The sequence below is a fragment of the Streptomyces sp. NPDC058665 genome (assembly GCF_042714995.1).
Classification (GTDB): domain Bacteria; phylum Actinomycetota; class Actinomycetes; order Streptomycetales; family Streptomycetaceae; genus Streptomyces.
In genome coordinates this window covers 1-22,412 of record NZ_JBHXRX010000017.1, presented here as the reverse complement: position 1 = coordinate 22,412, position 22,412 = coordinate 1, and the positions used below count along the sequence as shown (strand labels likewise).

Genomic DNA, 22,412 nt, shown 5'->3' with positions numbered 1-22,412 from the left:
ACGTTCGATGGTAGGCCCTCAGCACCCCCAGATGGCGGTTCGGGGGCATACGATGCGGCTCAGCCGGGGCCGACCGTGATCGGAATCACCAGGTCCGCGCGGTGCCTGCCCCGTGCGACGAGCCGGGCGTTGGCCTCGTCGGAGTCCCTGACCCAGCGCTCGGCGTAGGGGCGCTCCTTGCCGAAGCGCACATGCCGGTCGACCAGACGCCGTAGGCGTACGGCGTCGTCGAGCTCCAGGAACCACGCCTCGTCGATGAACGCGCGGACCGGCGCCCACGCGCCGTCGTCGTGCAGCAGGTAGTTGCCCTCGGTGATGACGAGCGGTACGTCCGGACCGACCGGGATGCTGCCCGCCACGGCCTCCTCCAGGGCGCGGTCAAACGCGGGCGCGTAGACGACGACCCCCGGCGCGGGCGCCCTCAGGCGCCCGAGCAGCGCGGCGTAGCCGACAGCGTCGAAGGTGTCGGGCGCACCCTTGCGCTCGGCGCGGCCGAGCCGGTGCAGCTCGGCCTGGGCGAGGTGGAAGCCGTCCATGGGCACGAGCACGGCACTCCCGCCGAGCGCCGCGACGAGCTCCCCCGCGAGCGTGGACTTCCCCGCACCCGGCGCGCCCGCGATGCCGAGGATCCGGCGCTGCCCGGTGGCGGCGAGCCCCCGGGCGCGACGGATGAGTACGTCGAGCTGCCGCGCGTCCATGGCGGCATTGTTCCATCCGGGGCGGTGGGGGCCAGGTGGCCCTTCCGCCGCCTTGCCCGACCAGTAGTCATACGTATAACCTTCCCGCCATGCCTCATATCGCCCTGGTCACCCTCGTCGTCCGCGACTACGACGAGGCCATCGCCTTCTACACCGGATCCCTCGGCTTCGAGCTGGTGGAGGACACCGACCGGGGCGACGGCTCCCGCTGGGTCGTCGTACGGCCGCGCGGCGGCGCCGGGGCGCTCCTGCTGGCCCGCGCGGCCGACGACGCCCAGCGGGCGAGCGTCGGCGCGCAGACCGGCGGCCGGGTCGGCTTCTTCCTGCACACGGACGACTTCGCGCGGGACCACGCCCGGATGACGGCGGCGGGGGTGCGCTTCCTGGAGGACCCCCGGCACGAGCCTTACGGCACGGTGTCGGTCTTCGAGGACTTGTACGGCAACCGCTGGGACCTCCTCCAGCCGGCTCCGGACAGGGCCTAGTTGCCCGGCAACGGGAAGGCGACCGGGCTGCGTTTGCCGTTGTGGTTGACCGCTCGGACGCCGAAGAAGACGTTGTCCTTGGACAGGTCCACCGTGTGCGTGGTCACAAGACCGACCTTGATCACGTGCGTCCACTCGGAGTCCGTCGTCTCGCGCCACACCACCTCGTAGCCGGCCAGGTCCGGCTCCGTGCCCAACTCCCATTTCAGCTCGGTGTCGTTGGTGAGGTTGCTCGTGACGATCCGCGCCTCGCGCGGTGTGCCGGGTGCCTGCGCCAGGGTCCACAGCACCGCGCCGTTCACCCGAGTCACACGCGCGATGTAGTCGAAGTCGCAGAACTCGGGCAGGTCGCCGTACTGCTTGCCGTCCTCGACCCGTACGTCCTGGTGCTGGTGCGCGAAGTCCTCGGCGGGTTCGGTGAACCGGGCCGCCGGATAGCCCTGTTCGAGGAACGGGATGTGGTCGCCGCCCCGCAGATAGCGGTCGCGCCGGTAGACCACGCGTACGTTCATGCCCGTCGCGTCGTTGGACCCCACGTCGCTGACGAAGCGAGCGAGCTGCCGGGTCGCCGAGTCGTTCTCGCCGCCCACCGAGCGGCGGGTGTTGGCCTGCGCCGGGGTCTCGGACGTCGGCACACCCTCGGTGAACAGCCGCACCGTGTACGGGTCGCGGGTGCCGTCGTCGGCGCGCGAGCTGCCGATGATGTCGTTGGTGAACATGCCCTGGACATCGGCGCCCGCCGCCTTGAACTGCCGTGCGGCGTACCCCGATCCGTACAAGCCCTGCTCCTCGCCGGCGACCGCGACGAACACGATCGTCGCCGCCGGCCGCCGCTTCGCCAGCACCCGCGCCAGCTCCATCACGAGCGCGACACCGGACGCGTCGTCGTCGGCGCCGGGCGCGTCGCTGGTCGCGTCCATGACGTCGCTGACCCGCGAGTCGTAGTGGCCGGCGACGACGTACACCCGGTCGGGATCGACCGAACCACGCAGTGTGGCAACGACGTTGGTGATCCGCGTAGCCACCGGGATCCGCGACGCGGGCTCCTGGATGTACGACTGGAGCTCGGCGGTCATCCGGCCACCGGACACCGCCGCGTACTTCTTCATCTCGGCCAGGATCCAGTCCCGCGCGGCGCCGATCCCACGCTCGGGGTCGTCCTGGACGGACAGCGTGTGCCGGGTCCCGAACGCGGCGAGCCGCCGCACGGTCGCCTCGATACGGTCGGCGTCGATCTCCTTGAGCAACGTGCGCAGTTCCCGGTCGGGCGCCTGCGCGGTGACCGGGCGTCCCCCGTCGCTGGGCGCGGCGGCGGCCTGACCGGCGGCGGTCAGCGGTACGGCTGTGGCGGCGGTAACGGCGGCGGCCGACGTCAGTACGGTCCTTCTGCGCGGCATTCCAGCGGGCTGCTCAGACATGGAAATTCCTTTCCAGAACGATGAACCGGCGCCTCATCGTCATGGACAGGACAACTTCCACACAAGCCCACGGCTCGTGAAGGGCCAGCCGGCGCGGAAGGGAACGCCGCACGGCGGAAAGCTCCGTAAGGGCCTTGTGGAAAGGCCCTTACGGAATCGCGGTCAGGCCCCGTCGGGAGTCAGTCGCAGGGAGATCGAGTTGATGCAGTACCGCTGGTCCGTCGGTGTGGCGTAGCCCTCGCCCTCGAAGACGTGGCCCAGGTGCGAGCCGCAGCGGGAGCAGCGGACCTCCGTGCGGACCATGCCCATCGAGCGGTCCTCGATGAGCTCGACCGCGTCGGTGTCCTTCGGGTCGTAGAAGGACGGCCAGCCGCAGTGGGACTCGAACTTCGTGCCGGAGCGGAACAGCTCCGCGCCGCACGCGCGACAGGAGTAGACGCCCTCCGTCTTGGTGTCCGTGTACTCACCGACGAAGGCGGGCTCCGTGCCGGCCTCGCGCAGCACCCTGTACTCGGCCGGGGACAGTTCCTCGCGCCACTGCTCGTCGGGCTTGTCGATGTCGTACGCCATGGCTTCCTCTCTCGCTCCTCAGTGGGGCAGCCGGGCCAGAATCTCCGGACCGAGGTCCGTGACATCCCCGGCCCCCATGGTGAGAACGAGATCCCCGGGCCCCGCCATTCCCGCCACGGTCCCGGCCACCGCGCCCTTGTCGTGCACGGCCCTGACGTCGGCGCCCGCGCGCTCCGCCGCCTCGATGATCAGCGCGCTCGTGATGCCGGGGATCGGGTCCTCGCGGGCCGGATAGATGTCGAGTACCACCGACGCGTCGGCCAGCGCGAGCGCCTGGCCCATCTCCGTACCGAGCTCCTGCGTACGCGAGAAGAGGTGCGGCTGGAAGACGACGAGCAGCCGGGAGCCGGGTTCGGCGGCGGCGCGCATCGCCTCCAGGTCGGCGGTCATCTCGGTGGGGTGGTGGGCGTACGAGTCGATGACCTGCACGCCGTTCGCCTCGCCCTTGAGCTGGAGGCGGCGCTTGACGCCGGTGTACTTGCCGAGCGCGGAGGCGAGGTTGTGCGCGGGGACGCCGAGCGCGACGCCTGCCGCGAGGGCGGCCACGGCGTTGTGCGCGTAGTGGCGGCCGGGGACCGAGACCGTGAAGGTGAGGAAGCGGCCGGCCAGGACGACGGTGACCTCGCTGGTCAGACCGCGCGGGGTGACCTTGTGGACGCGTACGTCGGCGTCCGCCGCCTCGCCGTACGTCACGACCTTGAGCGAGGCCCGGTCGCGCACCTTCGCGGTCAGCTCGACCGCGCCCGGCTGGTCGGCGGCGACGACCAGCGTGCCGCCGGGGGCGATCTTGCCGACGAACGTCTCGAAGGACTCGTAGATCTCGTCCATGGACGCGTAGTTGGCGTGGTGGTCAAGCTCGACGTTGAGGACGATCGCGACCTCGGGGTCGTACTTCTGGAAGCTGCGGTCGCTTTCATCCGCCTCGGCGACGAAGATGTCGCCCGCGCCGTGCCGGGCGTTGGTACCGGGCCCCTCCAGGTCGCCGCCGATGGCGTACGACGGGTCGAGGCCCAGCTCCGTGAGGGCGACGGCCAGCATGGAGGTCGTCGTCGTCTTGCCGTGCGTACCGGCGACGGCGATGGACCGCAGGCCGCCGCCCATCAGGGCGGCGAGCGCGTCGGAACGGTGTACGACCGGGACGGACAGCTCGGCGGCCCGCACCAGCTCCGGGTTGTCCGCCCTGATCGCGCTGGAGACGACCACGCACGAGGCGTCGTCGGCGAGATGCTCCGCCGCGTGGCCGATGTGGACCGTGGCGCCGAGGGCACGCAGGGCCTCGGCGGTGCCGGACTCCTTCGAGTCACTGCCCGCGACCTTCGCACCGCGCTGGGTGAGGATCTTGGCGATACCCGACATTCCGGCGCCGCCGATGCCGATGAAGTGCGGCCGTTCCATGGCGGTGGGGATACCGGGTGCCATACGTGTTCTCCCAGGTGGTGCGGTGCGGGTGCGGTGAGAGCTGTGCGCTTTCGCGGGCCGCCGGCCGGGTGCCGTCGACGCTCTCCCAGCCTATTCGCTCCGGTCCGCCCCGTTGGTCTCCCCTTCGGTCCTGCCCCGGGCGCTGTCGCCGTTCCGCGTACCGTTCCCGGTGTCGTCCTCCGCGCTGTGCGCGAAGAGTTTGAGCACCGGCACACCGACCTTGTGACGTGCGCGCGATGTCCAGTCCCGGTGGAAGAACTCCTCCACGTAGTGCGGCGCGGTCAGCACGATCACCTCGTCGGCCGCCGCCTCCTCCACGACCGACTTGAGGTGGTCGAGCGGGTGCTTCTCGACCACCACGCCGTTGGCCTGCCGGCCCGCCGCTCTCAGGGCGGCCAGGGAGTGCGCCAGCGCCATCTCGGCGGGCTCGCGCGCCTCGGCGCCCTCCAGTACGTCGCCTTCGCGGCCGGCCTCCCCCAGCTCGCCGAACGCGACGTCGTCGATGGCGCGCAGCAGTGCGTCGACCTGGTCGCCGCGGGGCTGCATGAGCACGATGAAGCGGACCTCCTCGTCGCCGTGGAGGGTGGTGACGAATTCGACGTCCACGGACGACAGGGCCTTCTCGATCATCAATACGCTTGTGAACACGACAGGCGCCCTTCGTCGTTCAGGGGCCGCTGCGGCCCACTGCGTAAACCATCCTTCCCCGTGTCCGCACGGGGTCTGCGTGAGTAAGTGTGCCCAGCGGGGGCTAACCGGAACGGAGAATTCCGCTCAATGTCGGATCCGACGGTATCGGGTGAAAAGGAACCCGGACTCCTCCAATACCGCCGCAAGGTCGAAGCGCTCGGGGTCCGCGAGATCCGGCCCGCCGGTGATGCGCTGGGCACTGCCCACCGTGAGCAGGGGCGCGACCGTCAGGCAGAGCTCGTCCAGTACGTCGGCCGCCACGAACTGGCCGAGCAGCCGGGGTCCGCCCTCCGCGAGCTGCCGTACGAGTCCCATGTCCGCCAGGGCCCCGACCGCCCTGTCCGCGTCGACGCCGGGCCCGTCCCCGGCGATCAGCACGCGCACGCCCGCTTTCTCCGCGTCGCGGATCCGGTCGGGGGACGCGGCGGCGCCGGTCAGGACCAGGGTCTGGACGAGGGGCGAGGTGAAGAGGGGGAGCGAGAAGTCGAGATTCAGGCTCGCGGTGACGACGGCGATCGCGGGCGCGGCCGTCTGCCCGGCGGCGGCGCGCCGCTCGGCGAACGCGTCGCGTGCGCGGGCGGGACGGTAGCCCTCCAGGCGAACCGTTTCCGCACCGACGAGTACGACATCGGCCAGCCCTCGCAGGGTGCCGAAGATCCGCATGTCGGCGTCGGACGAGATCCCCTGCGAGCGCCCGTCGTGCTGGGCGGCGCCGTCGAGCGTGGAAACCATGTTGGCGCGCAGCCAGCGGGGGGAGTCGGTGGTCGGGGTTGGGTACGCGTACGCCTCGGCGAGCTCGTCCAGCGTCCAGTCGCGGTCCACGGGGGTGGGGGCGGATGCGGTCGGATCGGTGACGGGGAAGAGACGTCGCATGCGCAGCAGTCTGACACGCGAGGTCGCACACAGTCACAGGGCTCCACGCCCCGCGCGCGCCGGTCGGGGGCGGGGTGTTCTGTCCTCAACCGCCGGACGGGCAGGGTGCGCTGCCCGCGCACGCCACCGGGCGCGGCAGGCACGCCCTGCCGGGCCACCTCCCGTGCGGGGGTCCTCAAACGCCGGACGGGCTGAGTGTGCTGCTGCCCGCACGTGGCGGGCGAACCGGCTGGCCGCGTCCGCCCACGCCGACAGACGGTCCGGCCCGGCCGCCCCGTGGGCCCCCCGGCCGGGCGGGAGTCTTCAGCCCGTCCGGCGTTTGAGGACAACCCCGCTCCGGCGATCGGATCCCCGAACAGCCGACCACCTCAGCCCGTCCGGCGATTGAGGACACCCGCCACCACCGCAGGGGCACACCCGCCCGCCCCGTTCCCCACGAGCCGGGCGGCCGTTTGGTGCCCGCGCCCCACCAGCCCGTCCGGCGATTGAGGACGCCCACGCCCGGCAGGGCGAGGGCACCGTCGGCGTAGCGCTTACAGTTGGGGACCGTGTCAGCCTCCTCCGCCGAACCGGTGTCCGCCGCTCCCGTGAGCGGGCCCGTCTCGCTGTGCGCGCGGGAGCCGCGGGTCGATGCCGGGCGGCTGGTCGCCGAGCTGGTGCCGCCGCCGCGCTTCGACTCCGTGCGGTTCGCGACGTACGTCCCCGACCCGGGCCGGCCCGGCCAGGCCGAGGCCGTCACCGTCCTGAGCGCGTTCGCCGCCGGGCTCGGCCACGGCAGGGGCCAGGAGGGCAAACGGCGCTGGTTCGGCCGGAGGCCCCAGGCAGCCACCGGCCCGCGCGGCGTGTACCTCGACGGCGGTTACGGCGTCGGCAAGACCCACCTCCTCGCCTCCCTCTGGCACGCCACCCCGGCCGCCCCCGAGGAAAAGGCGTTCGGCACCTTCGTGGAGCTGACGAACCTCGTCGGCGCGCTCGGTTTCCAGCAGACCGTACGGACCCTCGGCGGCCACCGGCTGCTCTGCATCGACGAGTTCGAGCTGGACGACCCGGGCGACACCGTCCTCGTATCGAGCCTGCTGAGCCGACTCGTCGAAGCGGGCGTGGCGCTCGCCGCCACCTCCAACACCCTGCCCGGCAAGCTCGGCGAGGGCCGCTTCGCCGCCGCGGACTTCATGCGGGAGATCCAGGGGCTCTCCGCGCGCTTCCGCCCCCTGCGTATCGACGGCGACGACTACCGGCACCGGGGACTGCCCGAGGCGCCCGCCCCGCTCACCACCGAGCAGGTGACACGCGCCGCCCACGCGACCGCACGCTCGACCGGGGCCGGCGCCGCCAGCCTGGACGACTTCCCCGCTCTCCTCGCCCACCTCGCCACCGTCCACCCCAGCCGCTACGGCGCGCTGACGGAGGGGCTGCGGCTGGCCTGCTTCACCGACGTGGGCCCGGTGCCCGACCAGTCGACGGCGCTGCGTCTCGTCGTCCTGGCCGACCGGCTGTACGACCGGGAGATACCGGTTCTCGCCTCCGGGCTGCCCTTCGACCGGCTGTTCGGCGAAGAGATGTTGAACGGCGGCTACCGGAAGAAGTACTTCCGCGCGATCTCCCGTCTCACCGCCCTGGCACGCGACGCGAAGAGCGTGATCGCCGAGTAAGTTCGGAGCCGTAACGAAGTGCGGTGCGTGAGGTGCGTTCGATCAGCTCCCGCGTGCCCGATACAGAAGGGTTCCCATCACCATGGCTACCACGCGCCAGGCACACACCGTCTGGGAAGGCGACCTCCTCAAGGGCAGTGGCGTCGTCACCTTCGACTCCTCCGGCATCGCCGACCAGCCGGTTTCCTGGGCCTCCCGCGCCGAGCAGGCGAACGGCAAGACCAGCCCGGAGGAGCTGATCGCCGCCGCTCACTCCAGCTGCTTCTCGATGGCCCTGTCCAACGGTCTCGCCAAGGCCGGCACCCCGCCGACCAAGCTGAACACCCAGGCCGACGTCACCCTGGTGCCCGGCACCGGCATCACCGGCATCCACATCACGGTGCGGGGTGAGGTCGAGGGGATCGACGAGGCGGACTTCGTCAAGGCCGCCGAGGACGCGAAGGCCAACTGCCCGGTCAGCCAGGCGCTCGCGGGCACGAGCATCACGCTCACCGCTTCGCTCGCCTGAGCAGCAAGGCTCCTCCGATCAGCACGTCACCTGCGATCAGCGGGTCTCCTCTGATCAGCTGATCTCTCAGGACACATCAGGCCCAGTGGCCCGCACAGTTCACGTGTGCACGACACCCGTGATACACCGTGCGGGTCACGTCTCTGTCCGCCAACAGGGAGTTGCCTTCTATGTCCGCAACACGACGTCAGGTTCTGGCCACCGGAGCATCGGTGGCGGGAATCGCATTCACCGGAGCGGTGTCGGAGTTGTTCGCCGGCACCGCTGTCGCACAGGAAGTGGGACGCAGCGGCTACGGCCCGCTCGTCCCCGACCCCGACGGCCTGCTGGATCTGCCGAAGGGTTTCCGCTACCGCGTCCTGTCCAGAACGGGCGACGCGCTCCGTTCGGGCGAGGGCGAAGTCCCCAGCAATCCCGACGGTATGGCCGCCTTCGCCGGCCGGCGAGGCCGCGTCCATCTGGTCCGTAACCACGAGAACCGCGCCGACGGCAAGATCGGCGTACCGACCGTCGACGGCCTGACCTACGACCCGATGGGCAAGGGCGGCTGTACGGCGCTCGAACTCGACGGGCGGAACCACGTAATCGGCGAACGCGTCGCCATCGCCGGCACCGCCGTCAACTGCGCGGGCGGGCCCACCCCTTGGGGCACCTGGCTGACCTGCGAGGAGACCGAGGACAAGGCCGGCACCAACGGCTACACCAAGGACCACGGCTTCATCTTCGAGGTCGACGGCGCCGATCCGCACCGCAGCGGAGCCGTACCGCTGAAGGCGATGGGCCGCTTCCAGCACGAGGCGATCGCGATCGACCCGCGTGAGGGCGTCGTGTACGAGACGGAGGACGCGTTCGACAGGCCCTTCGGGCTCTTCTACCGCTTCCTGCCCGACAAGCCCCTCGGCGGCCAGGGCTCGCTGCGCGCGGGCGGCACGCTGGAGGCCATGCGCGTCCCCGGCGTACCCGACCTGTCGGCCGTCCAGGAGCCGGGCACGGCCTTCGACCGTATCGAGTGGGTGCCGGTCCCGGACCCGCAGGCGAAGGAGACGCCCATCCGGCTCCAGGACTTCGGCAAGAAGGGCATCACGCACGCCCAGAAGCTGGAGGGCTGCTACTGGGGCGACCGGTCCGTCTACTTCGTGTCGAGCTTCGCGAAGAGCGCGGAGGGCTCGGCGGCCGACCACTTCGGTCAGGTGTGGAAGTACGAGCCGCATCGGCGTCGGCTCACACTGGTGATCGCCTTCGGCCCGGACACCGACATCCAGCTGCCCGGCGAATCCCCGGACAACATCTGCCTCGCGCCCAGCGGCGGCCTGATGGTGTGTGAGGACGGCGGTGGCGCGCAGCATGTGTACGGGCTGACGCGCGGCGGCGAGCTCTACGAGATGGCGCGCGGGGCGGAGAACATCGGGACGCCCGAGGAGCCGGAGTGGGGTGAGTTCGCGGGGGTCACGTTCGCACCGGACGGCGGGACGATGTACGTGAACTGCTACACGCCGGGTACGACGTTCGCGATCACGGGACCCTGGCGCTAGGACCCTGTCTTGAAGGTCGCCGGACGGGCCGTTCGTGGCCCGTCCGGCGACCGACCGGGGTTCAGCCCGGTCAGTGGTCGCGCCCGGCCTCCAGGCCGTTGTCGCCGACGCCGACGCCACTGCCGTCATCGACGCCACTGCCGTCGCCGGCCCCGGCCCCGCCGTCCTCGGCGGCACCACCGGCGTCACCTGCGCCGCCCGCGCCGATCTCCGCGCCCACTGCGGCCAGCGCCGTCGAGACCGGCTGGAAGAACGTCTCGCCGCCCGACGTGCAGTCGCCGCTGCCGCCCGACGTCAGGCCGATCGCCGTGCCGTCCGCCGTGAACAGGGGGCCGCCGCTGTCGCCGGGCTCCGCGCAGACGTTGGTCTGGATGAGACCGCTGACCGAGCCCTCCGCGTAGTTCACGGTGGCGCCCAGCCCGGTGACCGAACCGTCGGCGAGCCCGGTGGTGCTGCCCATCCGGACGACCTCCAGGCCCACCGCGGCCTCGCCCGCCTGCCCGATCGGCAGGGTCTGCCCGTCGCCGAGGTCCACCTCGCTGGGCGCGGCGGTGGCCGGGTCGTCGTACGTCACGAGCGCGAAGTCCCCGTCGCCGGGGAACGTCGCGGCCTGGACCGTACCGACGGCCGCGCCGTTCTGCTCCTCGGACCACTGCTCGGCCGCGACACCGCAGTGCCCGGCGGTGAGGAACCCGGGGGTGCCGTCCTGCGTAAGGACGTTGAAGCCGAGCGAACAGCGGGCCCCGCCGCCGAAGATGGCGTCGCCGCCCTCCAGGAACGGTTTGAACTCGCCCGCCGACTTCTGGATACGGGCCATACCGTCGCCCAGCGAGGCCACGGTCGACTCCAGCGTGTCCCAGCGCTCACCGGTGACCGTCGTGTCGGCGGTGACCAGGATCTGGTTGGTCCGGGGGTCAACGGCCCACGCGGTACCGGGGATGGTGGCGTCCCGGCTCAACGTGCCTGTGGCGGACCGGAGTTCGCCCATGCTGTTCTCGACGCTTCTCGCCACGGCACCGGCGTCGCGCACCCGCGCGGTCGAGTCGCCTTCGCTGTCGCCGCCGTCCGCGACATTCACCACGACCTGCTTCTTCTGCGCGTCGTAGTACGCCCCCGCGTACTCGTCGCCGAGCTGTGAGGACAGCCGCGCGACGAGTTCCGGCGCCGAAGCGGCGCTGACCGTTCGCACGTTCTGCCCGGAGCCGCCGCCCGCGCCGTCGTCCGTGCCGGACTGTGACGCGTTGGCGTTCGGCAGCAGGATGGCCGCAGCCGCGACACCCACCGCCCCGGCTCCCGCGAGTGCGGCCTTGCTCTTGGATATTCGCCTGTGACTCAACTCGTCGCCTCCTGTGGGGGATTACGGAGTCCGACCCCTTGATACGGGCGGTACGGGAGTTGCGTTCAACGGGCGCGACAGACGATCGGCGGTGAACACGTGAGGGGCCGACCGGACAGCGGTCCGGCCGGCCCCTCACCCGCCACGAACTGACGACTGATCAGCCGCTGATCTCGATCTTCTTGTTGTTCTCAGACGCCTCGACCGGCTCCGCCGAACTCGTACGCTCCGAGAGGTTCTTGAGGAGTGCGGCGATGTCGACGCCGGTGGTCGACGTGAGCAGTTCCATACCCTGCGCGACGTTGTCGGTGACCGTACGCGAGAGCTGGCTCGCGCCGTCCGTGGAGATGACCGTCAGCTTGTCCACGGCGCTCAGCGGCTCGGCCGCCTTGCCCACGACGGAGGGCAGCACCTCGACGAGCATCTGGAGCACGGCCGCGTCGCCGTACTGCCGATACGCGTCCGCCTTCTTCTGCATCGCCCCGGCCTCGGCCGTACCGCGCGCCGCGATGGCGTCGGCCTCCGCCTCACCCTCGATCCGTACGGCCTCGGCCAGCGCCGCACGGCGCAGCTTCTCGCCCTCACCGGTGAGCCGCGACCGCTCGGCGTCCGCCTCGGCCTCCTTGACCAGCGCGATCCTGCGGGCCTCCGCCTCCTGCTCGGCCTGGTAGCGGGCGGCGTCGGCCGGCTTACGCACCTTGGTGTCGAGCTGACGGTCCGTCAGTGCTGCCTGACGCTGCGCCACCTTCTCCTGCTCGCCGAGGACTTCCTGCTGGCGCGCGGCCTCGGCGAGCGGTCCCGCCGCGTTGGCCTTGGCCTTGGCCGCCTCGGTCTCGACCTTGATCTCGGCCTGCTTCAGATAGAAGGTCCGCTCGGCCACCGCGATCTCCTCGGCGGCCTTGAGCCTGGCCTGCTCGGAGGCCCGCTTGGCGATCGCCTCGGCGATGTCCGCCTCCTGGCGGGCGCGGGCGGCCTCGGGCCGGCCCAGGTCCTCCAGGTACGAGCCCTCGGTGGTGATGTCCTGGATCTGGAAGGCGTCCAGGATCAGGCCCTGCCCGGACAGGCTCGCCTCGGCCTCCTCGGCGACCTGTCCGGCGAAGGCGGCGCGGTCGCGGATGATGTCCTCGACGGCCATCCGGCCGACGATGGCGCGCAGCGCACCGGAGAGCACTTCCTGGGTGAAGCCGACGATGCCCTTCTGCTGCCGCAGGAAGCGCTGGGCGGCGGCGCGGATGGCGTCCTCGTTGCCGCCGACCTTGACGATGGCGACGCCTTCGAGATGTGCCTTGACGCCGCGCAGGGTCACCGCGCCCCGTACGGCGACCGGGATGTGCCTGCTGGACAGGTCGAGCGTGAACTTCTGCTGGACGAAGGGGACGACGAAGACGCCGCCGCCCACCACGACCTTCTGGCCGCTGTTGTCGGTGCTGACCCGGCCGGTGACCGGGTCGGTGGACGACTTGCCCCGGCGGCCGGTGATGATGAAGGCCTCGCTGGGGCCCGCGACCTTGTAGCGGGTGATGACGACGAGAGCGAGCAGGACGAGAAGTACGACGACTCCCGCCACCGCGATGATCACTGGACTCATATGGGTGCCCCCCTGTTGACGTACGAGCTGTCGGCGTCGCACATGGGGGACGCCCACAGCTGAGCGGTGGTTCGGTATTTCGGCGCTTTTGCGCTTCTGCGCTTCGATGTTCCGGCGGTGGGGATCAGCGCTCGACGGGGCGGACGCCGACCGAGGTGGACGACAGCGTCGACTCCACCCAGACCTCGGCGCCCCGCGCCAGCGGCACCGTGCTCTTCGCGGCGAACTTCACCGGCTGGCCCGCCACCCGGAGCATCACCTCGCCGTAGCCGTCGGCCGGGATGGCCGTGACCACGGACCCCGACGTGCCGAGGAGATCCGCTCCCCGTGGCGTGGCATCGGTCTGCTCGCGCATCAGCACCCGGCTGAGTTTCCAGGCCAGCCAGCCGGTGACGGCACCGGCGACGGCGCCCGCTGCGATGGCGGGGCCGACCCCGAGGTCGGTCGTACCGAGCACGATCGCGCCGCCGAACCCCAGCATCGCGACGAATCCCGCGACGACGGGCAGCGACAGCAGGCCCGCGAACAGACCGTCGAGCACTCCGCCGAACAGGCCCTCGAAGATCCCGTCGAAGATCAGCGCCACGGCGAGCAGGACAACGCCCGCGATACCGAGACCGAGAAACACATCCATGGGTCGCCCCTCCCCCGGCTTCCGCCGGTCCCCCTCGAACCCCTGAACCCTTGAATGGGAGAAGAATTTTCTCACGGTCCGTCACGGCAGAGCACTGCCCGGTTCCGGCAATCTTCGAGTGCCGAAACCGCAGGATGAACATTTAGTCCTATATTTTTCCTTTATGCCCACATATGCACCGAGACTATTGCCCCTCGCCCTGCTGGGAACCGTCATCGCGGGATGCGCCGGCGACACCGATACGCGGCTGGCCCCCGCCCCGTCGGCCAGACCCACGACGCACCAGCCGGCCGGGCCGGAACGCCCGGCGACCACGCCGGTCTTCCTCCGCGCCGCGGACCCCCCGGGCAAGACTCGTGCCAGTACGGCCGCCAAGACCGTCGCGCTCACCTTCGACGCCGACATGACGGCCGACCAGGGCGCCCGCGCGGCCCGCGGCGAGCGCTTCGACAACCCGACCCTGATCTCGTCGCTGCGCCGCCTCGAAGTGCCCTCGACGATCTTCATGACGGGCCGGTGGGCGGAGGAGTACCCGTTCCAGGCAAGAGAGATCGGCTCGGACCCCCTGTTCGAGGTCGCGAACCACTCGTACAGCCACCACTCCTTCACGGCCAACTGCCACGGGCTGCCGGTGCTTCGGAAGAAAGACATGGCCGCCGACGTGGAGCGGGCCTTCCGCGCGTTCCGTGAGGCGGGGGTGCGCCAGGTGGTGCCGTACTTCCGCTTTCCCGGCGGCTGTTACGACCAGTCGGCGCTGCGGACCCTGGCGCCGGCGGGCCTGACGGCGGTCCAGTGGGACGTCGTCAGCGGCGACGCCTTCGCCACGGACGCGGACGCGGTGGCGGAACAGGTACTCGCCGAGGTACGGCCGGGCTCCCTGGTGGTCATGCACTGCACAACGAGCGCGGCACCGGTGACGGACGAGGCGGTCCGGATGATCGTCCCGGCGCTGCGCGAGCGCGGCTACCGCTTCGTCAAGGTGTCGGAACTGATGAAGGGCTGAAGGGCTGGCGCGGTCGGGCCCCGCCGCCGGGGCCGCCGGCACCGTGGCGGCGGCCCACTCCTCGCGGCTCCAGGCGTTCGGTCAGCTTCCGGACGTCTTCGGCGGCGTCAGCTCGCTCGGCCGGACGATGACGAAACCCTCGCCCTGGAGCATCAGTTGGACGGCCTCGCCGGAACCGCCGCGGATCATCGAGCCGACGGACTGTGAGCGGTGCAGCGAGGTGCTCAGCTGGGCGCTCCAGCCGACGACGGCGTCCGTGTCGACGTACACCGGCGCCTGAGCGGTGACGGGGATGACGATGGGGGTGCCCTCGCAGATGACGGCGAGCTTCCCGTAGCCGGTGAAGAGGCTGTTGAAGAGACCGCCGCCGGTCATGCCGGCGCCCTTCACCGTCTTGATCTCGTAGGAGAGGGTGGAGTCGAAACAGAGGACGTTGCGGCCGTTGACGGTGAGCGCGTCGCCCTGGTCGATGTCGACGATGAAGCAGTTGTTCGCCTCGTGCGCGAACCACGCCTCGCCCTGGCCCTTGACGGCCATCAGCGGCAGCCCCTCGCCGGTGACGGCGCGCTTGAGCATTCCGCCGATGCCCTGGCCCTTGCGTTCGAACTGGAGATTGCCCCGGAAGGCGATCATCGACCCCTGACGGGCGTGCATCTCACCGTTGACGGCGTATTTGACGGATTTGGCGTTCTGGAGGCTCATCCCGGGGGTCGTGGCCTGTTGCGCCATGTTCTCGCTGGCAAAGAGATCGCTTTTCATGTCGAGCATGGTCACCCGGAGGCGACGGTTCCGCCAACAGAACGGCGAGCCGGGGCTGGCACACTTGCCACGTGAGCATCGACAACACCTCCGGCGGCGCGGCCGACAGCCCGTTCCGGCATGAGCTGACAGCGCGCGACGAGGCCCCGCAGTTCGTCCTGCCGCTGGTGGTACGGATCGAGAGGGCCGCGCCGCCGACCCGTACCGACGCGCTGGAGGCCGCCGCCCGCGCCGTACTCGTCATGCTCGCCGACGAGCGGTCGAACGGGGACGGCGAGTGGGCGCGGGCGATGCGGGACTGGCAGGACGCCCGGATCCGCAAGGTGGTGCGCAGGGCGCGCGGCTCGGAGTGGCGCAAGGCGTCGCAGCTGCCGGGGATCACGGTGACCGGCCCCGAGGACACGGGCCCCGAGGGCGCGGCCGAGCCGGCCGAGGGCGCCGCCTTCGCCCCGTACGCGGAGGTACGGGTCTTCCCGCCGGTCCCGCTGGACGGCTGGCCCAAGGAGCTGGCCAAGCTCCAGGTCTCCGGCACCGACCTGGCCGATCCCGAGGAGCCGCCGGCCGCCGACCTGTCCGCCCCCGTGCTCTGGCTCAGCCCCGACGTCGGCATGTCGGCGGGCAAGGCGATGGCCCAGGCCGGCCACGGCGCGCAGCTCGCGTGGTGGGAACTGTCGGAGACGGAGCGCAAGGCGTGGCAGGAGGCCGGGTTCCCTCTCTCCGTACGTACTCCGGACGCCGCGCGCTGGCGTCAACTGACCATCAGCGGGCTGCCGTTGGTCCGTGATGCCGGTTTCACGGAAATCGCGCCGGGGTCGAGCACGGTGGTCGCCGATCATCCCGCGCGGCGGCGTTGAACACTCCCGTTCCGGGATTCGTATCTCCCAATACCGCTAAGTAGGTTGAACGACCGGCCAGCGAACGGTTGATTCTGCGGTGGTACGCGGTGGTAGTACATCGGCCCGGGAGAACACTTTGTTGCGACGTATCAATGGCACGGCACTCATCATCGCGGCGCTCGTCGCGACGGTCGGGGCGCTCGCCTTTCCTGTCTGGTCGTACGCCGACCGGTCCGGCACGGGGGAGGCGAATCTCGCGGCGTCGAGCGTGTCGACCCAGTGGGGTCCGCTCTCGGCGACGGACCGCGACTTCCTGGTGAAGGTGCGGCTCGCGGGGCTGTGGGAGCTGCCCGCCGGGCAGCAGGCGATCGAGCGTGCCCCGAGCCAGGCCATCAAGGACGCGGGTGACCATCTCGTCGTCGGCCACACCGATCTCGACGCCCGTTCGCGCGACGTGGCGGCGAAGCTCGGTGTCGCGCTGCCGAACCAGCCCAACGACCAGCAGCAGGGCTGGCTCAGGGAGTTGTCGGCGGCCACGGGTGCCGAGTACGACCGGAAGTTCGCGAACCTTCTGCGTAACGCGCACGGCAAGGTGTTCGCGCTGATAGCCGAGGTCAGACATACGACCAGAAACACCCTGATACGGCAGCTCGCGACCGACGCCAACCAGACGGTGCTCGACCACATCACCATGCTGGAGGCCACGGGGCTCGTCGACTTCGACAGCATCGCGCGGGAGGCTGCGGGCACCAAGACCGCCAGTCCCACGGGTCCGCCGCCGCCGAACGGCAACCTGCCGCCGTCGCCGCCCGCCGCGTCGCCGACCGGGGACAGCTCCTTCACCTCCCGGCCCTCCACGCAGCCGGGCGCGCCGACCGCCGTCAACACCAACCGTCCGGAGCCGAGCATCAAGGCGACGCCGTGAATCCCGCCCCGTACGCCACCTGAGGCGGGAACCTCAAATGATGCTCTGAACGTCCCTTTCTCTGGATTCACCGGCGCCCGGCGGGGCCATTACCCCTGAACCGGCACTCGCCGAGGCACGGAGGAGGGGGAGATTCATGAGCCACGCGCCACAACTGGGGAACCCGGCGGAACTGGGGATCGGCATCGGCTGGCGGCCCGAGATCGCGGCGGCGGTGGAGGCGCTGCCCGGTATCGACTGGGTCGAGGCCGTCGCCGAGAACGTCTGCGCCGACCATCTCCCCGACTCGCTCCTCCGGCTCCGCGCACGCGGGGTCACCGTCGTCCCGCACGGCGTCTCCCTCGGCCTGGGGGGCGCCGAGCGGCCCGACGCCCGGCGGCTGGCCGATCTCGCTGAGCGGGCCGAGGCGCTCGGCTCGCCGCTGATCACCGAACACATCGCCTTCGTACGGGCCGGCGGCCCGCTCACCGCCTCCCCCGCTCTGCAAGCCGGCCATCTGCTGCCGGTCCCCCGCACCAAGGACGCGCTGCGGGTGCTGTGCGAGAACGTACGGATCGCGCAGGACTCCCTGCCGGTGCCGCTCGCGGTGGAGAACATCGCCGCGCTGATCAACTGGCCGGACGAGGAGATGACGGAGGGCCAGTTCCTGGCGGAGCTGGTGGACCGCACGGGCGTACGCCTGCTGATCGACGTCGCGAACCTGCACACCAACCACGTCAACCGCGGCGAGGACCCGGCGAAGGCGCTCGACGAACTGCCGGTGGAGGCCATCGCGTACGTCCATGTCGCGGGCGGCATGGAACGCGACGGCGTCTGGCACGACACCCACGCCCACCCGGTGACGGCCCCGGTGCTCGATGTCCTCGCCGAGCTGCGCTCCCGGGTGTCCCCGCCGGGAGTCCTCTTGGAACGTGACGACAACTTCCCGCCCCCGGCGAAACTGGCCGCGGAGCTGACGACGATCCGCGAGACGCTCCGGGGCCCGGGGCCAACCGCTGTGCGGGGTACGGGGGTTGCCCCCACGCCCCGCCCTTCGGAGCGGGCGGGGCCCGAAGAGCAGCCCACGGATCGGGCTCGGGAGCGGCTGGCGCTCGCGCAGGTCGCTCTGTTGTCCGCCCTCGTCGCCGGGACTCCCGCGCCCGAGGGGTTCGACTCGCGGCGGCTGGGGGTGCAGAGCCGGGCGCTCGCCGGGAAGCGGGCCGAGGTGGTCGCCAAGGTGGCGCCCGAATTGCCGGAGATCCTCGGGGGCGGCTATCGCGCCGCGTTCCTCGCGTACGCCAAGTCCCGGCCCATGCGTGCCGGTTACCGGCGTGACGCGCTCGACTTCGCCGAGCATCTGCTCTTCGCCGACCTGCCCGAGGACGCGGCGGCGCGGCGTGAGCTGACGCGATGGTGGCGGGACCGGGCCGGGGCGCGCCCGCCGGGGCGGGCGACGCGTATCGCGCGGGTGGCCCGTTCCGTACTCGTGGGGCGGTGACCGGCCATGGACCTGCTCTCGGCCATGTTCCAGATAGCCATCGGCCTGTCCGTCGTCTCGCTGATCGTCGGAGTGATCAGCCTGCGCTCACGCGGCGGCAGCCAGGAGATCCACAGCCTCATGGACGCCGCCTTCCTCGGCGGCGGTCCGGGCCGGGTCGCCGAGACCGCCCTCGTCGCGATGCACGCGGACGGGCGGCTGGGCATCGGCGGACCCGGCATCGTCGCCGTGTACAGCGATGTCGCGCGTGACCCGGTGGAGCACGCCGTCCTCCAGGAGCACGCCCGCGCGCCGCACGGCGCCCTGCACTCGCTGCGCCTGGCGGTGATGCGCAGCCGCGCCGTCCAGGACGTCGGCGACTCCCTCGCGGCGCGGGGTCTGCTGATCCCGGCCGCCAACGCCCGCCTCTGGGTGTACTGGGGGCTGACCCAGGCGCTCCTGTGCCTGCTGCTCATACCGGTGACCATCGTGATGCTGGTGAGCTCGGGCTCGCCGGCGGCCATCCCGACCCTGCCGCTCGCGTTCATCGGGGTCTTCTCCGGGATCTTCTGCGCCGCGCTGGCCAAGCGTCGGCTCACCGCCGCCGGGATCAAGGCACGAGCCGGCTTCCGTACGGCGTACACGCACATCACCGCCCCTGCCCATCTGGTCGCCCTGGACGGGCCGTCGGCGCTCCCGGACACGCTGTTGCGGGAGCAGTTGACGGTCGCGACGCTGATGCGGCCGGGGCGTGACTTCCAGCCGGACGCGCATCTGGCCGCCGCGACGGTGGAGTGGTGCGCGAGCGCGGGCTTCGCGGACGGGAGTTCGGGCGGCTCCGGCGGCTGCGGGGCCTCGGGAGGCGGGGGCTGCGGCAGCTCCGGAGGGTCGGGCTGCGGCGGGGGCAGCGGTTCCGGCAGTGGTGGCTGCGGGGGTGGCGGAGGCGGAGGCTGCGGAGGGGGAGGCGGCGGGGGCTGACCGGCACCCCCGCGGGCCCCCGCAGGCACCCGCGCACGGAGCACGCCCCGCCCGATCCCGCACCCCGAACGGGCCTATTGAGTGACTGTATGACGCATCGGAGTCATGCGCCCCGACACCGCTCACAGATCCTTTACCTGCCTCAGGCACCGGAGATGATCGCCTTCCCCCACCGCGGCACGCCTGAAGGGAAAGCGATGAGAGCAGTTGCGAAGTACGGGGCCCTGGCCACCCTCGGCTCCTTGGTCCTGTCCACCCTCTCCGCCGCCCCGGCGGGCGGCGCGGACTTCGCCGGCGCCTCGTCGGAGGAGCGCGGCACGGTCGTCGCCGCCAAGCGCGCCGCCGCCGCCGGAATCACGTTCCGTACGTGCCCCAAGGCGGAGATGCTGCCCGCTCCCCTCACCTGCGGCACCGTCGAGGTCCCCCTCGACTACGCCCGGCCGGACGGCGAGCGGATCCGGCTCACCGTCAGCCGTGTGAAGGCGTCCGGCAAGACGGGCGCGGCGGGCGGCGACGGCAAGGCCGTGGAGACCGTCGCGCGCCAGGGCGCCCTCGTCTACAACCCCGGCGGCCCCGGCGCCTCCAGCATGGCCTTCCCGCTGGCGGCCGGCCTGCCCGAGTGGAAGCGGATCGCGGCGGCGTACGACGTCGTCGGCTACGCCCCGCGCGGCGTCGGCCGCTCCGCGCCGCTGTCCTGCCAGCAGCCCGCGGACTTCGCGAAGGCCCCCACCCTCGCGCCGACGCACCCCTCGGAGTCGTACAAGAGGGAGCGGATCTCCCGCGCGAAGGCGTACGCCCAGGGCTGCGCCCGCAACGGGGGACACGCGCTGCGCCACTACACGTCGCTGAACAACGCCCGCGACCTCGATGTCCTGCGGGCCGCACTCGGCGAGAAGAAGCTGACCTTCATGGGCGCCTCCTACGGAACGTACTTCGGCGCGCTCTACGCCTCGCTCTTCCCCTCCCACGTGCGCCGGATGGTCTTCGACTCGGCCGTCAACCCGGACCCGGAACAGATCTGGTACCGCAACAACCTCGACCAGTCCCTCGCCTTCGAGGAGCGCTGGGCCGACTTCCGGGCCTGGGTCGCCAAGCACGACGCGACGTACCACCTCGGTGTCACGCCCGAGGAGGTGCAGCGCAGTTACGAGCGCGTACGGGCGTCGGTCGCGCTCAAGCCGGCGGGCGGCAAGGTCGGGCCCGGCGAGCTGCACGCGACGATGCTCGGGGCGGGCTACTACGACGACTACTGGGCGATGCGCGCGACGGCGCTCTCGGAGTTCCTGAAGGGCAACACGAAGCCCCTGCTCGACCAGGCCACGCCGCGGCCGGCCGCGGCCGTCGACAACGAGAACGGCAACGCCGTCTACACGGCCGTGGAGTGCAACGACGCGCCGTGGCCGACGGACTGGAAGGTATGGGACCGCGACAACACGGAACTCGCCGCGCGGGCCCCGTTCGAGACCTGGGACAACGCGTGGATGAATCTGCCGTGCGCGTTCTGGTCGGCCCCGCGCCAGCGGCCCGTCGACATCCGCACCGCTCCCGGTGAGCTGCCGCCGACGCTGATCCTGGCCGCCGAGCGGGACGCGGCGACGCCGTATCCGGGGGCGCTGGAGTTGCAACGGCGCCTGTCCGGTGCGGCGTTGGTGACCGAGCGCGACGCGGGCACGCACGGCATCGCGGGCGGCCCCAACGCGTGCGTCAACGACCACGTGGAGGCGTATCTGCTGGCCGGAAAGACGCCGGGGGAGCACGCGGAGTGCAAACCGCACGCGGAGCCCAACCCGGTGTCGCTGGAAGAGGACGAGACCCGCTCCGAGCTGCGGCGGAGGCTGAACCCGGGCGCTCAACTCTGAGCGCGTGAAGGCGAAGGCCCTGCCCACCGCGGATGCGCGGTGGGCAGGGCCTTCGCCTTACCCGTCGGTCGGTCGGTCGGGGATCAGGCCGCGTCCAGCTCCGCCACCTCGGCGGGCGTGAGTTCGAGCTCGGCGGCGCCGACCGAGTCGGTGATGGTCTCGGGCCGGCTGGAGCCCGGGATCGGTACCACGACGGGCGACTTCGCCAGCATCCAGGCCAGGCAGACACGCTGCGGGCTCACTCCGTGAGCCTCGGCGACGCGGTTGAACGCGCCGAAGGACGTGCCGAGTCCGGCCGCGTTCCTGATGCCGCCGAACGGGCTCCACGGCAGGAACGCGATCCCCAGCTCCGTACAGAGGTCGAGCTCCGGCTCGCTGGAACGGAACGCCGGCGAGAACTGGTTCTGTACGGAGACGAGCCGGCCGCCCAGGATCTCGTTGGCCGCGCGGATCCGCTCCGGGTCGGCGTTGGATATGCCGGCCTGCTGGATCTTGCCTTCGTCGAGCAGCTCACGCAGCGCGCCGACGGACTCCTCGTACGGCACCTTCGGGTCGGGCCGGTGGAACTGGTACAGCCCGATCGACTCCACCCCGAGCCTGCGCAGCGACTCCTCGCAGGCACGCTTGATGTACTCCGGCGAGCCGTTCAGCGTCCAGGAACCGTCACCGGGCCGCAGGTGACCGCCCTTGGTCGCCACCAGGACCTCGCCGCCCGCGCTGTGTGAGGACAGCGCCTTGGCTATCAGGGACTCGTTGTGGCCCACGTCGGTGGCGAGCAGATGGTAGGCGTCCGCCGTGTCGATGAATGTCACGCCGGCGTCCAGGGCCGCGTGGATGGTGGCGACGGAACGGGCCTCGTCGGGCCGTCCCTCGATCGACATCGGCATTCCGCCCAGCCCGATGGAGCTGACTTCGACGGTGCCGATACGACGAGTCTTCATGGTGTGACGCACTCCTTGCCGCTGCTGCGACCGGCCGGTTCCGGCGGGCCTCGGACAGTCTCGCCCCCTCCCGGACAGGGCGTCCAATAGAAGAAAACGAACGCATTGAGCGCTCCGGCTTCTCAATGCGCCCGGTGCGCGGAACGGTCTCGCTTAGTACTCCAGTTGCACTTCTCCATTTGTCCTGGTCACAGGGCCTTTCCGGAGTCTAGTTTGCTGACGCCGTGTCAGGGTGGCGGTGGTTCGTGACTC

20 protein-coding genes and 1 pseudogene are annotated in these 22,412 nt (G+C 71.2%); 10 read left to right on the top strand and 11 right to left on the bottom strand.

The annotated features are described in order from the left end of the window. Positions 1-59: 59 nt before the first annotated feature. Positions 60-698 carry a nucleoside/nucleotide kinase family protein gene (locus ACFWV8_RS13340; protein ID WP_384200564.1) on the bottom strand — a complete coding sequence of 213 codons (639 nt, stop codon included), beginning with the start codon at positions 696-698 and terminating at the stop codon, positions 60-62. Positions 699-787: 89 nt separating this feature from the next. Between ACFWV8_RS13340 and ACFWV8_RS13335 the strand changes: the two genes are divergently transcribed. After that, positions 788-1,183 carry a VOC family protein gene (locus ACFWV8_RS13335; RefSeq protein ID WP_384200563.1) on the top strand — a complete coding sequence of 132 codons (396 nt, stop codon included), beginning with the start codon at positions 788-790 and terminating at the stop codon, positions 1,181-1,183. On the opposite strand, the gene ACFWV8_RS13330 is transcribed toward ACFWV8_RS13335, so the two are convergent. From ACFWV8_RS13330 to ACFWV8_RS13310, 5 genes and pseudogenes are all read right to left on the bottom strand, one after another. Further along, positions 1,180-2,601 carry a M20/M25/M40 family metallo-hydrolase gene (locus tag ACFWV8_RS13330; protein ID WP_384200561.1) on the bottom strand — a complete coding sequence of 474 codons (1,422 nt, stop codon included), beginning with the start codon at positions 2,599-2,601 and terminating at the stop codon, positions 1,180-1,182. The genes ACFWV8_RS13335 and ACFWV8_RS13330 overlap by 4 nt on opposite strands. Before the next feature lie 162 nt (positions 2,602-2,763). Continuing rightward, entirely contained in the window at positions 2,764-3,171 is a 408-nt protein-coding gene (gene msrB / locus ACFWV8_RS13325; RefSeq protein WP_329379826.1) for a peptide-methionine (R)-S-oxide reductase MsrB, read from the bottom strand. Positions 3,172-3,189: 18 nt separating this feature from the next. Next, positions 3,190-4,590: a UDP-N-acetylmuramate--L-alanine ligase gene (gene murC / locus ACFWV8_RS13320; protein ID WP_384200558.1), complete on the bottom strand. Its 1,401-nt coding sequence runs from the start codon at positions 4,588-4,590 to the stop codon at positions 3,190-3,192. Positions 4,591-4,773: 183 nt separating this feature from the next. Beyond that, positions 4,774-5,238 (bottom strand): annotated as a pseudogene (locus tag ACFWV8_RS13315) (indole-3-glycerol phosphate synthase); the annotation flags it as partial. A 126-nt stretch (positions 5,239-5,364) separates the two neighbouring features. Next, on the bottom strand, positions 5,365-6,153 hold the full coding sequence (locus tag ACFWV8_RS13310) for a pyrimidine reductase family protein (protein WP_384200556.1): 789 nt from the start codon (positions 6,151-6,153) through the stop codon (positions 5,365-5,367). A gap of 548 nt (positions 6,154-6,701) precedes the next feature. On the opposite strand from ACFWV8_RS13310, the gene zapE reads away from it, so the two are divergent. From zapE to ACFWV8_RS13295, 3 genes are all read left to right on the top strand, one after another. Further along, positions 6,702-7,805, top strand: a complete 1,104-nt coding sequence (zapE, locus tag ACFWV8_RS13305; protein WP_384200554.1) for a cell division protein ZapE — start codon at positions 6,702-6,704, stop codon at positions 7,803-7,805. An 82-nt stretch (positions 7,806-7,887) separates the two neighbouring features. After that, positions 7,888-8,313: an OsmC family protein gene (locus tag ACFWV8_RS13300; RefSeq protein ID WP_384200552.1), complete on the top strand. Its 426-nt coding sequence runs from the start codon at positions 7,888-7,890 to the stop codon at positions 8,311-8,313. Between the two features lie 170 nt (positions 8,314-8,483). Then, positions 8,484-9,845: an alkaline phosphatase PhoX gene (locus tag ACFWV8_RS13295; protein WP_384200550.1), complete on the top strand. Its 1,362-nt coding sequence runs from the start codon at positions 8,484-8,486 to the stop codon at positions 9,843-9,845. 70 nt (positions 9,846-9,915) lie between these two features. On the opposite strand, the gene ACFWV8_RS13290 is transcribed toward ACFWV8_RS13295, so the two are convergent. The 3 genes from ACFWV8_RS13290 to ACFWV8_RS13280 all read right to left on the bottom strand — a co-directional run bounded on the left by ACFWV8_RS13290 (position 9,916) and on the right by ACFWV8_RS13280 (position 13,403). Next, a complete protein-coding gene (locus tag ACFWV8_RS13290) occupies positions 9,916-11,181 on the bottom strand; it encodes a S1 family peptidase (protein WP_384200548.1) in 1,266 nt (421 codons plus the stop codon). A 160-nt stretch (positions 11,182-11,341) separates the two neighbouring features. Beyond that, positions 11,342-12,769: a flotillin family protein gene (locus ACFWV8_RS13285; protein ID WP_384200546.1), complete on the bottom strand. Its 1,428-nt coding sequence runs from the start codon at positions 12,767-12,769 to the stop codon at positions 11,342-11,344. 124 nt (positions 12,770-12,893) lie between these two features. Next, complete coding sequence (locus ACFWV8_RS13280) at positions 12,894-13,403, bottom strand: hypothetical protein (RefSeq protein WP_384200544.1); 510 nt, start codon at positions 13,401-13,403, stop codon at positions 12,894-12,896. Positions 13,404-13,566: 163 nt separating this feature from the next. On the opposite strand from ACFWV8_RS13280, the gene ACFWV8_RS13275 reads away from it, so the two are divergent. Beyond that, positions 13,567-14,406 carry a polysaccharide deacetylase family protein gene (locus tag ACFWV8_RS13275; protein ID WP_384200542.1) on the top strand — a complete coding sequence of 280 codons (840 nt, stop codon included), beginning with the start codon at positions 13,567-13,569 and terminating at the stop codon, positions 14,404-14,406. A gap of 81 nt (positions 14,407-14,487) precedes the next feature. Here the strand turns inward: ACFWV8_RS13275 and ACFWV8_RS13270 are convergent, their stop codons facing one another. After that, the gene (locus ACFWV8_RS13270) at positions 14,488-15,165 is read right to left on the bottom strand and encodes an AIM24 family protein (protein ID WP_384200540.1); all 678 of its coding nucleotides are present in this window, start codon (positions 15,163-15,165) and stop codon (positions 14,488-14,490) included. Between the two features lie 71 nt (positions 15,166-15,236). Between ACFWV8_RS13270 and ACFWV8_RS13265 the strand changes: the two genes are divergently transcribed. The 5 genes from ACFWV8_RS13265 to ACFWV8_RS13245 all read left to right on the top strand — a co-directional run bounded on the left by ACFWV8_RS13265 (position 15,237) and on the right by ACFWV8_RS13245 (position 21,219). Continuing rightward, on the top strand, positions 15,237-16,019 hold the full coding sequence (locus tag ACFWV8_RS13265) for a peptidyl-tRNA hydrolase (protein ID WP_384200539.1): 783 nt from the start codon (positions 15,237-15,239) through the stop codon (positions 16,017-16,019). Positions 16,020-16,140: 121 nt separating this feature from the next. After that, complete coding sequence (locus ACFWV8_RS13260) at positions 16,141-16,926, top strand: DUF4142 domain-containing protein (RefSeq protein WP_329379859.1); 786 nt, start codon at positions 16,141-16,143, stop codon at positions 16,924-16,926. A gap of 136 nt (positions 16,927-17,062) precedes the next feature. Continuing rightward, positions 17,063-18,403 (top strand): DUF692 domain-containing protein, encoded by a 1,341-nt coding sequence (locus tag ACFWV8_RS13255; RefSeq protein ID WP_384200537.1) that lies wholly within the window; start codon positions 17,063-17,065, stop codon positions 18,401-18,403. 6 nt (positions 18,404-18,409) lie between these two features. Further along, positions 18,410-19,360: a TIGR04222 domain-containing membrane protein gene (locus tag ACFWV8_RS13250; protein WP_384200535.1), complete on the top strand. Its 951-nt coding sequence runs from the start codon at positions 18,410-18,412 to the stop codon at positions 19,358-19,360. Between the two features lie 197 nt (positions 19,361-19,557). After that, positions 19,558-21,219, top strand: a complete 1,662-nt coding sequence (locus ACFWV8_RS13245) for an alpha/beta hydrolase (protein ID WP_384200534.1) — start codon at positions 19,558-19,560, stop codon at positions 21,217-21,219. Between the two features lie 83 nt (positions 21,220-21,302). Here the strand turns inward: ACFWV8_RS13245 and ACFWV8_RS13240 are convergent, their stop codons facing one another. Continuing rightward, entirely contained in the window at positions 21,303-22,160 is an 858-nt protein-coding gene (locus tag ACFWV8_RS13240) for an aldo/keto reductase (protein ID WP_384200532.1), read from the bottom strand. Positions 22,161-22,412 lie beyond the last annotated feature (252 nt).

Excerpts from the sequence above, each read along its gene's own strand:
- murC (WP_384200558.1), bottom strand. The coding sequence starts at position 4,590 with ATGGCACCCGGTATCCCCACCGCCATGGAACGGCCGCACTTCATCGGC.
- ACFWV8_RS13270 (WP_384200540.1), bottom strand. The coding sequence starts at position 15,165 with ATGAAAAGCGATCTCTTTGCCAGCGAGAACATGGCGCAACAGGCCACG.
- ACFWV8_RS13330 (WP_384200561.1), bottom strand. The coding sequence starts at position 2,601 with ATGTCTGAGCAGCCCGCTGGAATGCCGCGCAGAAGGACCGTACTGACG.
- ACFWV8_RS13280 (WP_384200544.1), bottom strand. The coding sequence starts at position 13,403 with ATGGATGTGTTTCTCGGTCTCGGTATCGCGGGCGTTGTCCTGCTCGCC.
- ACFWV8_RS13255 (WP_384200537.1), top strand. The coding sequence starts at position 17,063 with ATGAGCCACGCGCCACAACTGGGGAACCCGGCGGAACTGGGGATCGGC.
- ACFWV8_RS13340 (WP_384200564.1), bottom strand. The coding sequence starts at position 698 with ATGGACGCGCGGCAGCTCGACGTACTCATCCGTCGCGCCCGGGGGCTC.
- ACFWV8_RS13245 (WP_384200534.1), top strand. The coding sequence starts at position 19,558 with ATGAGAGCAGTTGCGAAGTACGGGGCCCTGGCCACCCTCGGCTCCTTG.
- msrB (WP_329379826.1), bottom strand. The coding sequence starts at position 3,171 with ATGGCGTACGACATCGACAAGCCCGACGAGCAGTGGCGCGAGGAACTG.
- ACFWV8_RS13300 (WP_384200552.1), top strand. The coding sequence starts at position 7,888 with ATGGCTACCACGCGCCAGGCACACACCGTCTGGGAAGGCGACCTCCTC.
- ACFWV8_RS13335 (WP_384200563.1), top strand. The coding sequence starts at position 788 with ATGCCTCATATCGCCCTGGTCACCCTCGTCGTCCGCGACTACGACGAG.
- ACFWV8_RS13240 (WP_384200532.1), bottom strand. The coding sequence starts at position 22,160 with ATGAAGACTCGTCGTATCGGCACCGTCGAAGTCAGCTCCATCGGGCTG.
- ACFWV8_RS13285 (WP_384200546.1), bottom strand. The coding sequence starts at position 12,769 with ATGAGTCCAGTGATCATCGCGGTGGCGGGAGTCGTCGTACTTCTCGTC.
- ACFWV8_RS13275 (WP_384200542.1), top strand. The coding sequence starts at position 13,567 with ATGCCCACATATGCACCGAGACTATTGCCCCTCGCCCTGCTGGGAACC.
- ACFWV8_RS13295 (WP_384200550.1), top strand. The coding sequence starts at position 8,484 with ATGTCCGCAACACGACGTCAGGTTCTGGCCACCGGAGCATCGGTGGCG.
- ACFWV8_RS13310 (WP_384200556.1), bottom strand. The coding sequence starts at position 6,153 with ATGCGACGTCTCTTCCCCGTCACCGATCCGACCGCATCCGCCCCCACC.
- ACFWV8_RS13250 (WP_384200535.1), top strand. The coding sequence starts at position 18,410 with ATGGACCTGCTCTCGGCCATGTTCCAGATAGCCATCGGCCTGTCCGTC.